This window comes from Bradyrhizobium sp. (assembly GCF_049581145.1).
In the GTDB taxonomy this organism is placed as follows: Bacteria; Pseudomonadota; Alphaproteobacteria; order Rhizobiales; family Xanthobacteraceae; genus Bradyrhizobium.
In genome coordinates this window covers 1-11,209 of record NZ_JBAURI010000823.1, presented here as the reverse complement: position 1 = coordinate 11,209, position 11,209 = coordinate 1, and the positions used below count along the sequence as shown (strand labels likewise).

Below are 11,209 nucleotides of genomic sequence, written 5' to 3'. Positions count from 1 at the left end.
CGTCCCATCCTGACGCACTGCTGGTGTTAACGAAAGGATCGTTACCGTTCATCCGTACGTGGGATCATCCATGTCGAAACCGTCTGCCAGGTCTCGTCGCCGAATTTCCGCTGATAGGCGATGAAGTCGGCGTCTTCGCCGTGTACCAGCTCATAGCGATGAGCTTTGACCGTATTTTTTCTCTGATTCATTGAAGTTCTCCTCGCAACTCATTTGATCGCATGTTTTCGCCGATCAATAGCATGATGGCAGTCATGTCGTCACGTTATCGAGAGGTGACTGGACGAGAGCACCATCACGGAACCATGCGCGTCGACAACGCGGCATGAGGTGAGTTTGCGGAGTTGGGGATGGCGACGCCGGTCGAAGCTGGCGTGCAGCGACGGCAACTCCGCAATGACGACGACAATGCATTGACTTCGATTAACCGATTCACCACAACGGCGCCCCGTATTTCCACTGGCGTTCGCGTCCGCCGTTTTGCGATCACTTCGCGACAGGGCACCTCGCGCGCCGTGCCCGCCATTCCTTTTGCTCTCGACAGAAGAGGCGGCCACGCTGCGCTCGGCCCCAGCTGCGAACTGCCGGATGCCCGTTCGCCGCGCGCTTGGCGCACTGCGTCGATCCGTTCCCGCATGGCGCTCTGGCGAAGCCGCTCTTGATCAGCCGGTCGCGCGGCCGCTTGACGCAGCGCAAGGCCTGCATTCGGCGATCGGATAACGATTTTTCCGGTCCGGCGGAGAGGCGGCAGTGGAGCATCATGCCGAGGTGGTGAGGGGAGGCGTGTGGCAGCCGCGTGTTGCCGGCGGCCGGGACCTTGCTGCGGTGCTGCTTGTGCTTGGCATCGTGGTGCTGCTCGGTGTCGGCGCGCGCCAGATGCTCGGGCCGTTCGTGGCCGAGCATCAGCCGGCGATCTCGCTGTCGCCCCTGGCCCTGCCGCTCTATACGCTGCGCACCATCATGCGGATGCTGGCGGCGCTGGTGGCGTCGCTGATCTTCACCTTCACTTACGCCACGCTGGCGGCGAAGAGCCGGCGCGCCGAAACGCTGCTGATTCCGATCCTCGATGTGCTGCAATCGGTGCCGATCCTGGGTTACCTCTCCTTCACGGTGGTGTTCTTCGTCTCGCTGTTTCCCGGTCGTGAGCTCGGCCCCGAGCTTGCTGCCATCTTCGCCGTGTTCACCAGCCAGGCCTGGAACATGGCGTTCAGCTTCTACCAGTCGCTGCGAACCATTCCGAGCGATCTCGACGAGGCCAGCCGCAGCTTTCGCGCCTCGGCATGGCAGCGCTTCTGGCGGCTCGAGGTGCCGTTCGCGATGCCGGCACTGATCTGGAACATGATGATGTCGATGTCGGGCGGATGGTTTTTCGTCGTGGCCTCCGAGGCGATCTCGGTCGGCGACGTCAAGATCACGCTGCCCGGCGTCGGCTCCTACGTCGCCCGCGCCATTGAGCAGCGCGACCTCGGCGCGGTCGGCTGGGCCATCCTGGCGATGACGATCGCGATCCTGCTCTATGATCAGTTGTTGTTCCGGCCGCTGGTGGCATGGGCCGACAAGTTCAGGGTCGAGCAGAGCGCGGCCGAAATCGTGCCGCGGAGCTTCGTGCTGGCGCTGTTCCGCCGATCCGAGCTGATTGCGCGGTTCAACGCGCGGCTCGCAGGGGGACTGCATCGCGCCGCGCGGGCCCCGCTGGTTGTTCCCAGGAGTCTTCGTTTGGCGGGCCGCTGGTCGCCGCCTGCTCGCATCGTCGACCGGGTCTGGTATGGCCTGATCGTGGTCGCCACCGCCTCGATCGTCTGGGCGGTGCTGCGCGATGCCGGATCGGTGCTGTCATGGCGCGATCTGAGAATTGCCGCGAGCAACGGCGCGCTGACGCTGCTGCGCGTCGCCGTGCTGATCGTGATCGCGTCGGCGATCTGGGTGCCGATCGGCGTCTTCGTCGGGTTGCGGCCGAAGCTGACCGCGATCATCCAGCCGATCGCGCAGTTTCTGGCGGCGTTTCCGGCCAACCTGCTGTTCCCGGTCGCGGTGGTGCTGATCGTGCGCTTCGATCTGTCGCCCGCGATCTGGCTGACGCCGCTGATGATCCTGGGCACGCAATGGTACATCCTGTTCAATGTCATTGCCGGCGCCAGCGCGATCCCGAGCGACTTCCGCGAGGCCGCGGCGAGCTTTCGCGTCCACCGCCTGCGCTGGTGGCGCGATATCATGCTGCCCGGAGTCTTCCCCTATTATGTGACGGGGGCGATCACCGCCTCCGGCGGCTCCTGGAACGCGAGCATCGTGTCGGAGATCGTCAGCTGGGGACCGACTCGCCTGAACGGGCACGGACTCGGCGCCTACATCGCCGAGATGACCGAGGCCGGCGACTTTCCACGGATCGCGCTCGGCATCGCCGTGATGTCGATGCTGGTGATTGCCGCGAACCGGCTGTTGTGGCGGCCGCTCTATCTGTTCGCCGAACGCCGGACCCGGCTCGATTGAGGCACAGCATGGCCACCGCCAGACCGCCTGACGTCATCGCGCTCCACAAGGTTTGCAAGGCCTTCGCCAAGCCGTCCGGCGAGCCGCTGCCGGTGCTGCGCGACATCGAGCTTGCGGTCGCCGACGGCGAGATCCTCGGCCTGCTCGGCCGCTCCGGTTCGGGAAAGTCGACGCTGCTGCGGATTGCCGGTGGCCTGATCAAGCCGACCTCGGGCGAGGTGCGCTATCGCGGCGCGCCGCTGGCCGGGCCGGCGGCAGGCATCGCGGTGGTGTTTCAATCCTTCGCCTTGTATCCTTGGCTCAGCGTGCTCGACAATGTCGAACTCGGCCTCGACGCGCTCGGCCTGTCGACGGAGGAGGCGCGCCGCCGGGCGATGGCGGCGATCGACCTGATCGGCCTCGACGGCTTTCAATCGGCCTATCCGCGCGAGCTCTCGGGCGGCATGCGGCAACGGGTCGGCTTTGCCCGCGCCATCGTCAGCGAGCCGATCCTGCTGCTGATGGACGAGCCGTTCTCGGCGCTCGATGTGCTGACTGCCGAGACGCTGCGGACGGATTTTCTCGATCTGTGGGTCGAGCACAAGCTGCCGACCAAGGCCGTGCTGATGGTGACGCATAACATCGAGGAAGCGGTGCTGATGTGCGACCGCATTCTGGTTCTCGGCGCGCATCCCGGACACATCGCAGCCGAGATCCCGGTGTCCTTGCCTCAGCCGCGCAATCGGCTCGACGCCGCATTCCATGCCATCGTTGACGAAATCTATTCGATCCTCACCTCGCGCATCACCGCGGCGATCGGTGCGCAAAGCGCCATCCATGGCGGGACGGTGCAGTTCCTGCCGCAGGTCTCGACCAGCCGGATCGGCGGGTTCATCGAAACCCTGGCCGCGCCGCCCTATGAGGGGCATGCGGAGCTGGCCGGGATCGGCGGACCGCTGGCGCTCGGCATCAACGATCTGTTTTCGATTGCCGCCGCCCTGCACATGCTCGAACTCGCCGAGCTCGACGACGGCGACATCAAATTGACCGCCGCCGGCCGTCTCTTTGCCGAGGGCGGGACGGAAGAGCGCAAACGCCTGTTCCGGGAGCATCTCGTCCGCTTCGTGCCGCTCGCCGCCCATATCCGGCAGGTGCTCGACGAGCGCGAGGGCCATCAGGCGCCGCGGGCGCGATTCGAGTTCGAGCTCGAGGATCACCTCAACCCGGCCGATGCCGATCACACCCTGCGGGCCGTCATTGAGTGGGGGCGCTACGCGGAATTGTTCAGCTATGATGACACGACGAGGACGTTCGGCCTTGAGCTCTCCCCGACCTGACCGGCTGCTACCGGACGCTGCCGTCGCGATGGTGGTCTCATCGCCGCTCTTCAGCTCGTCGTCTTCAGCTCATTGGCCATGCCGGCCTGCGCGGCGCTTCGACCGCTTCGTCGGTCGGCGCGGCAACGGGTGCGAGGTGGTTCGGTTCGGTTTTGTCTGTGTAACAGGAGGCGGGTGATGGAGTTCGAACTCGAGCATGGCCATTCGCGCGAAGCCATCCGCGCGCGGCTGGCGCGCGACCCCGGGATCAGCTATCTGCGCGACTGGATCTATGGCGGGATCGACGGCGTGGTGACGACGTTCGCGGTGGTTGCGAGCGTGGTCGGCGCCGATCTGTCGTCGCGCATCGTGCTGGTGCTCGGGCTCGCCAATCTCGTCGCCGACGGGTTTGCGATGGCGGCCGGCAATTACAGCGGTACCCAGGCCGAGCGGGATGATTATGATCGCCTGCTGGCGGTCGAGCGCAAGCACATCGCCATCGTTCCGGACGGCGAGCGCGAGGAGATCAGGCAGATCTTCGGCGGCAAGGGATTTGCCGGCGACAATCTCGAGCGCATCGTCGATGTGATCACGGCCGACGAATCGCGCTGGGCCAAGACCATGGTGGTGGAGGAATATGGCCTCGCGCCGACGCCGAGATCGCCCGCATTGGCCGCGCTCTCGACCTTTGCCGCGTTCATTGCGTGCGGACTGGTGCCGCTCATCACCTATCTCTGGGGCGGCGGGCTGATTCCCTGCGTGGTCGCGACCGGCCTGGTGTTTTTCTCGATCGGCGCCATCAAGAGCCGGTGGTCGCTGACCAATTGGTGGCGCTCGGGATTGGGCACCTTCGGCATCGGCATGTTCGCCGCCGCGCTGGCCTTCTGGGTCGGCTTCGGTCTCAAGACGCTGTTCAATCTATCCGCCGGATGAGGGCAGGGGCGCCATCAACCCAGGAAGGCGATCGTTGCAGCGTAAACGCTCACGCCGATGAAGACCGGCAGGGCCAATGCGATGGCGACTCCGGCCGTGAACGGAAGGCCGGCTCGCCGCGGAGTTTTTTGATCCGACACTGATGCAAGGTGTTCCGACCATCCGTCGGCGTCGTCGAAGTAGGCGTGTGTCGGCGGGTCGTTCAAGACCAACAACGCCGGTCCCGGGATCACGATATCAGCTTCGGTGCTTGTGTCGCTCTCGTTATCGGTCGACGTGGCCTGGTTTTCGAACGCGACGCCGAAAAAATTGCCCTTGCGCCAGACCAGCCGGCACTTGCGGCGCAAATCATCCAGGTACAACTCGAAGGTCAGCGGCAGGACGGCCAAACCGTTCGTCTGCAGCCCGGCCCCGCCATTGGTGATGTCGGTGACGCTGACGTCGTGGCTGCGCATGCCCGCTTGTCCGCCAAACAGCAGCGAGGCAGCTCGCGCAATTCGCGTTCTGCCGTTGGATCTTCGATCATTCATCGTGGTATCGCGTTCGCTCAATGGGCGTCTCGCCGCTCGTTCGCTTTTTTTGAAGCTAGCGACAAATAGTTAATGACTTCATGAATCGCGGCTCCGAATCAGGCCGTTTTCGATCTGTTAAGATAGCCGATCAATCTCGTACTCCGGAGTTGGCGCGCAATCGAGCAACAAGCCCTATGGCTCGCGTCGCCGCGTGCTTCCCCGTGATTGTTCACAGGGCGTAAGTAGCCAGACGAGCGATTCCATGAAATCGATCACGTCGGATGGGTAGAGCGGCGAGAGTCGGACGCTCGTCCGATCTGACCGCGAAACCCATCGCCGTGCGGGGAATTGATGGGTTTCGCAAGAGCTCTACCCATCCCACGCCTTCGTTTCATATGATCAGGACTTCGGCAACGCCAGGCAATGCGATGCAGGTTTCACTTGCAAGAAGTCCTGTCGAAAACGCCACACGATCAAGCCGCCATCATTTTCTCGCACATCTTTTGCTGCATCCAATCCGCATATTGCTGCTGGAGATCGCCACTGATCATGAATTGAACCTGGAGATATCCGTCGGCGTAGCGGATCGGGTCGACGGGCAGCTCGAAATCGACGCCGTCGATCAGCAGCGCGCCGGCGTCCTCATCCGGGAGGTCGCCCTCGGGCTGCAGTCGTGCACCGTTGAGCGATAAATCGACGAATCTGGCGGGATAGGTTCGACCACTGGCCGTCCTGATGACGGCCGATGCGTCGACCTCATGGCGGCCTTCCCGGCGGCGATCCGCATCCTCGGTGGAGGTCCGGACGATTCGAACCAGCGAGTCGCGAAGCCCGCTGATGCTGGCGGTGACGTGAGACACGGACGAGCGCACCCGTCCCGTCATCACGCGCATATCGGCCGCCTCGCGACTGACGTTGGCGATTTTCGACGAAACCTCCTGGGCCGCAATGGCGGACTGCGTCACGTTCTCTGCGATTTCGCCGGTTGCCGTCTGCTGCTCCTGGATCCTTTGCTCGATATTGGCGGCAACGGCGGAGATGTGTTCGATTTCGGCGCCGATCTCTCCGACGATTTCGACGGTCGCCTGCGTCGTCTGCTGGATCTGCGCAATCAGCTGACTGATTTCGTTGGTTGAACGCGCGGTCTGCTGCGAAAGCGCCTTGACTTCGGCGGCAACCACCGCAAAGCCGCGCCCGGCCTCACCGGCGCGCGCGGCCTCGATCGTGGCATTCAGCGCCAACAGGTTTGTTTGTCCGGCGATGCCTTCGATCAGGCCGGTCACCTCGGCAACACGACCCACGGCCGATGACAGCGACTGGATGGTGTTTTGGGCCTGCACATTCTTGTCGACGGCGCCGCGGGTGATCGAGCTCGCCTGCGACATCTGCGCCGATATCTCCCGCACGGATGCCGCCAGCATCTCGGAGGAGGCCGACACCGTATTGGCGTTGGCAAGTGCCAGCTCCGACGCCGCAGCCACGGCTCGGGCTTCCGAAGACAGCGTCTCGGCCATTCTCGAAAGATGATCCGCGACGCCATCGACCTCCCGTGCCGACTGAGCGATCGTCTCGGCGGATCCTCCGGCTTCGCGTTCGACCGTTTCGGCCATGTTGCGGACGGAGTCCTGCCGCGCCATCGTCGCTTCCTCCTCGGCCATGACCTGTCGCGTCCGCAGGATCGTGTTATCGATCAGTCCCTGCTGGAACACGGCGACCGCCGCCGCCATCTTGCCGAACTCGTCGCTGCGGCCGAGATAGGGTGGCGCCGTGTCGACGTCGCCATCGGCGAGCGTGACCATCGCGGCGATGATGCGATCGAGCGGGCGGGCGACCTGCAGGCGCAGGACGAAGAAGGCGCCGGTCCCGATCACGATCGACACGCCGCCGATGCCGAACATGATCGACATGAGCGAGCGCAGTTGCGCCACGGCCTGATCGGTCTTCGCGGCGATCTCCTTTCGCCCGGTCTCACTGTGCTCGGCCGCCTCGTCGAAACCGGGCATCGAGCCATTGCCGGCAGATGGCCCTTCGGCAACATGCAGCCTGGCCATCTTCTGACCATGCTCCTGATCCGGGCCGACATCGCGCTCGACCTTGGCGAGGGCGTCGACGACAGAGCGGCAGGACAGGATGGATGTCCCGACCGCCGCAAACATCAGAAGCATCAGGACAGCAATCGCTGCGAACAGTTTTGCGCTGAGAGAGAGCTTCGTCATCCAGTCCTGTCCGATCCCGGGCGTCGGTCGCGAAGGCGCAAGGGCCACTGCCGGCGCCGGCCGCTCAGGCTGGCTCATCAACGTAAAATAACGGTGTTGTTCACGCAGGATTCTGCTCGCGCAGGACGCGCTTTGCCTCCGAATCGGCGGGAAACCTCGTCCGCGACCGAAGCGCCGCCCGCGAAATCCTGCATGTCGGTTATCGCGGCGTTAATCGAAGCCGACGCGTTGGCCCGTCGCGTCATCGCCGCGCAACGGAAGTGGCGGGCACGCTTACGCCCTCGCTCCCCGAGCGAGGCGGAATCTTTGGCCGCCGCGAGAAACGTCCACGCACGGATCGATGCCGGCGGGCTCGGCGGCAAGATCGTGCTGCTGCCCTGGGCTGGCGCCGCAGGCGGCCGTGTCAGGCGGAGGCAGGCCCGGCAATCTGGATCGACGCCGCGGGTAGACGGTGGGCACGGCGCAAGGGGCGCCGTTGCCTTTCCCATCAGTTCCGGTGCGAGCTCACAGGCCGATGGCTGACGGCTTGGCCGGCGCGAGCGAAGCCAAGGGAATATCGAGATTGCAGACGACGCCGGAGGGCGCGAAGGAAAGGTGCGCTTCGCCTCGCAGTTCGCCGACAAAGCCCTGCTCGATCAATCGCGTTCCGAAGCTTGCATGCGTCGGCGTCGAGACCGGCGGCCCGCCCGACTCGACCCAGGCAAAGCCGAAGCGCTGCTTCGAGGCGTCGACCGCCGCCGATATCGCGACACGGCCATCGGCATTCGACAGCGAGCCGTATTTGACGGCATTGGTGCAGAGTTCGTTGAGGATCATGGCCAGGGGAAGGACGGCGGCCGGGCTGACGTCGATATCCGGCACTTGCACCAAGAAGTGCGCGCCCTTGTCGAACGGCTCGATGGCGGCCTGCACGATCGACGCCAGCGTCGCGCTGGTCCAGTTGGTCTTCAGCAGCAGGTCGTGCACGCGCCCCAGCGCGAGCAGCCGGCCTTCGATGGCCTGGCGGCCATGCTCGAGGCTGTCCGCATTCTTCAAACTCTGCGACGCGATGGCCATCACCGTGGCAAGCACATTCTTGATGCGATGGTGCAGTTCTTCGAGCAGAAGGCGCTGCAGGCCTTCCATCACCTTCTGCTCGGCGGCGTCGGTCCCGGCTTGCGCCAACAGCTGCCGCAGTTTCGCGTTCTCGAGATCCAGCCGAAGCTCTTTTGGACTGACCATTTTGCGATGCTCCATCGAGGCGGGAGCAGTCAGCTCTCAGTCACCGGTCCTGGCCACGGTCTGCACGGTGATGTCGCCAGTCTATACGCTATGTCCGCAATCGTACAGAGGTCACGCTGGTCGGTCCTGGCGCAAAAAGCCGCCGATCCGCGCAAAAGCCGTCACGCGCTACCGCCGAGGCAGGGAGAGGATCGCACGCGAAACCGCGCAGGACGATTTGGCGGGCACTGGTCAAGCGGCTCGCTATCCGCCAATTGCCGGCGGACCTCACAATTTTCTGATGATCCGCTGCGCCGCAAGCTGCGCATCGGACTCCGATGCATAGTCATCCTGCACAACGACATGGAGTCTGTCTCCGTCATTTCCAAAACATGAGTCGCCGGGCGAAGCGATCAATCGCCCTGCCATATGACAACCTTCGCGGAATCGATCGTCTAGGCCCGCGCACTTCCCGAACTTCTCCGGCGCAACCATTCGAAATGGCACAGGATGGCAACACTGGCGGCCGCCGCGAAGAAGCACCACACCGAAACGAACGCTTCCCAATACAGCGCGTAGGCGACGACCAGGCCCGACAGGACGATGGCGCCGAGCACGACCACGGTGCGCTGTGACGACAGCAACAGCGGCAGGCCGGTGGCCGCGACATAGGCGATGCCGACGGCGTCAGGCTGACGATATCCGGTGCCGTAGACGATATGATAATCCACAATCGTTGCGAGCTGCGGATGACCAAGCATCCACCACAGCAGGTAGCTGCCGACTCCAACGCCGGCGCCGAGGCAGGCCACCATCAGGAGTCGACGATGCGCGCTCGGCTCGATCAGCCAGACCGCGAGCGGCGCGTACACCGGCCAGAATGCTTCCGCGAAGAACAGGTACAGCAAGGTCAGCGCTGACGAGACGTGTTCATCCTGTGCCAGCGGAAGATCGAGCCACAACAATCCCTCGATGCCCTGTTGAAGCGCAAAGAAGAGGGGCGTCGCCGCAAACAGCAGTTGTCTGGGCTCACTGACCCGGGTCAGCGCGATCACCCCGATGGCTCCGGTCAGTCCAGCCGTGACGAAGCTCGCTGGCGCCGAGAAGCACATCGGGTGGTGCATGTCTCCGTTATGGAGGGGGCAGGCGTGAGGCCCGCAGCCGCAGGGCGTGGCGGCTTTGTTCGTCGTCGCTGGTTCGAGCCGCTCGGTCGACGCTGCGCCCTTGAAGACCGGAAGTCCAGCGTCGCGCTGATCGCGGTGGCACGAAGCCGTCGATCCGGACCTCCTCGCCACGGCTCGGCCTTGCACCGCGCCCGTAGCGGCCACGATCGAAGCCAATCCCGGAAATCAAGGATGCGCGCCGCCAAAAGCAAACAGTCGATCAAGGCCCCATGCGATCGGGGGATCCGCAAGGGCAGTCTTTGGAAGAGCAGTGCCTGGAAGAGCAGTGCCTGGAAGAGCAGTGTCTGGAAGAGCGGTATCCGAATGAGCAGTATCCGAATGAGCAGTATCTGGACGAGCTGGTGGGCCAGGCCGCGCGCGTTCCAACCGTCACCGGCCGCTAGGCTGGCTTGAAAAAGTCCTTGTACATGCCGCCGATCCTGGTGGACTCGGCGATAAAGCTCTCATAGGCCGACTTCATGTGTTCGCTCGTGAGCTGGATCGCCTGATCGGGCGCCTTGATCGTGGCGATCCTTGCCAGATAGGCCTTGTTTGCCTCGAAGGACGACTTTGCGTAATCGGTGTGAGCTGTAGCGATCGCTTTCATCTTGTCGTGGATCACGGTCATATCGGTCAATTGCAACTCCTTTACCTGGTCATTGGCGATCTCAATCGCCAATGCTGCGAACATGGCAGTGTCGGTCAAGATGCACAAGCAAAAATGGAATGATCATGTTCCAGCTACCGGGAATAGGAGCAGGACACCTGCAGGAGGTCCGCTCGTCGCTTGCTGGCACGAGCCGCTGGTCGGGGATGGTCTCGCTCCGGTCGCTGGCGGGAGTAACGAGAGATGCCGAACTGCGTGATGGTTGGATGTTCACAAGGAGCTTCGAGATGATGAAATCGTCCTGTGCCGCAATGATTGCCTCGACAGCACTGGTCCTTGCACTGCTCGCCACCGACGCGAACGCACAGACGATGACGGTTGACCAATATCAGCATCCGAAGGGCGAGAAAGATCTGAATTTCAACAAGACTTATCTGGAGGGGATCAAGGACGGCCTCGCCGCCTACAACATGTCATCGGAAAACAAGCTGTTCTGCCTGGGTGAAAACCCTTCGGTGCTGACGTTCGAGCAGGCGAGCGACATGTTGATGGCATGGGCACGAAAGCGGAAAGGGGGCGCAACCGGCTTGCCGCTCGGGCTTGCGCTGCTGTACAGCGTGAAGGAGGCCTACCCCTGCAAGAGCCCTGCCCGGTGAGCTCCGTGGAGCTCGAGCGGGGAGTGGGACAGCGAAACGGTTGGCTGCCTCCGCCGGTCGCGTCGTCATCGACCTCCACAAGGTGCTGTGATCTTACCCTCCCCTGGAGGGGGAGGGTCGCCCGCGAAGCGGGCGGGGAG

The 11,209-nt window shown here is 63.7% G+C and carries 12 protein-coding genes; 7 read left to right on the top strand and 5 right to left on the bottom strand.

Features of this window, described 5'->3' with window-relative positions; genetic code table 11:
• From WCB02_RS26975 to WCB02_RS26955, 5 genes are all read left to right on the top strand, one after another.
• On the top strand, positions 1-194 hold a 194-nt coding region (locus tag WCB02_RS26975), incomplete at its 5' end, for a hypothetical protein (protein WP_423962807.1).
• Positions 195-350: 156 nt separating this feature from the next.
• Complete coding sequence (locus WCB02_RS26970) at positions 351-662, top strand: hypothetical protein (RefSeq protein WP_423962806.1); 312 nt, start codon at positions 351-353, stop codon at positions 660-662.
• A gap of 88 nt (positions 663-750) precedes the next feature.
• Positions 751-2,487 (top strand): ABC transporter permease, encoded by a 1,737-nt coding sequence (locus WCB02_RS26965; RefSeq protein ID WP_423962805.1) that lies wholly within the window; start codon positions 751-753, stop codon positions 2,485-2,487.
• Positions 2,488-2,495: 8 nt separating this feature from the next.
• Complete coding sequence (locus WCB02_RS26960; RefSeq protein WP_423962804.1) at positions 2,496-3,803, top strand: nitrate/sulfonate/bicarbonate ABC transporter ATP-binding protein; 1,308 nt, start codon at positions 2,496-2,498, stop codon at positions 3,801-3,803.
• Between the two features lie 177 nt (positions 3,804-3,980).
• On the top strand, positions 3,981-4,715 hold the full coding sequence (locus WCB02_RS26955) for a VIT1/CCC1 transporter family protein (RefSeq protein WP_423962803.1): 735 nt from the start codon (positions 3,981-3,983) through the stop codon (positions 4,713-4,715).
• A gap of 14 nt (positions 4,716-4,729) precedes the next feature.
• Here WCB02_RS26955 and WCB02_RS26950 read toward each other — a convergent pair whose 3' ends face one another.
• From WCB02_RS26950 to WCB02_RS26935, 4 genes are all read right to left on the bottom strand, one after another.
• Positions 4,730-5,266 (bottom strand): hypothetical protein, encoded by a 537-nt coding sequence (locus WCB02_RS26950; RefSeq protein WP_423962802.1) that lies wholly within the window; start codon positions 5,264-5,266, stop codon positions 4,730-4,732.
• Positions 5,267-5,700: 434 nt separating this feature from the next.
• Entirely contained in the window at positions 5,701-7,443 is a 1,743-nt protein-coding gene (locus tag WCB02_RS26945) for a methyl-accepting chemotaxis protein (RefSeq protein ID WP_423962801.1), read from the bottom strand.
• Positions 7,444-7,947: 504 nt separating this feature from the next.
• Positions 7,948-8,664, bottom strand: coding sequence for a sensor histidine kinase (locus tag WCB02_RS26940; protein WP_423962800.1), 717 nt, complete (start codon positions 8,662-8,664; stop codon positions 7,948-7,950).
• A gap of 434 nt (positions 8,665-9,098) precedes the next feature.
• Positions 9,099-9,767 (bottom strand): DUF6629 family protein, encoded by a 669-nt coding sequence (locus WCB02_RS26935; protein ID WP_423962799.1) that lies wholly within the window; start codon positions 9,765-9,767, stop codon positions 9,099-9,101.
• 269 nt (positions 9,768-10,036) lie between these two features.
• On the opposite strand from WCB02_RS26935, the gene WCB02_RS26930 reads away from it, so the two are divergent.
• Positions 10,037-10,210, top strand: coding sequence for a hypothetical protein (locus WCB02_RS26930; protein WP_423962798.1), 174 nt, complete (start codon positions 10,037-10,039; stop codon positions 10,208-10,210).
• Here WCB02_RS26930 and WCB02_RS26925 read toward each other — a convergent pair.
• Positions 10,207-10,434 carry a phasin family protein gene (locus WCB02_RS26925; protein WP_423962808.1) on the bottom strand — a complete coding sequence of 76 codons (228 nt, stop codon included), beginning with the start codon at positions 10,432-10,434 and terminating at the stop codon, positions 10,207-10,209. The two genes, WCB02_RS26930 and WCB02_RS26925, sit on opposite strands and share 4 nt — an antisense overlap.
• 98 nt (positions 10,435-10,532) lie before the next feature.
• On the opposite strand from WCB02_RS26925, the gene WCB02_RS26920 reads away from it, so the two are divergent.
• Positions 10,533-11,069 (top strand): hypothetical protein, encoded by a 537-nt coding sequence (locus tag WCB02_RS26920; RefSeq protein ID WP_423962797.1) that lies wholly within the window; start codon positions 10,533-10,535, stop codon positions 11,067-11,069.
• Positions 11,070-11,209: the final 140 nt, after the last annotated feature.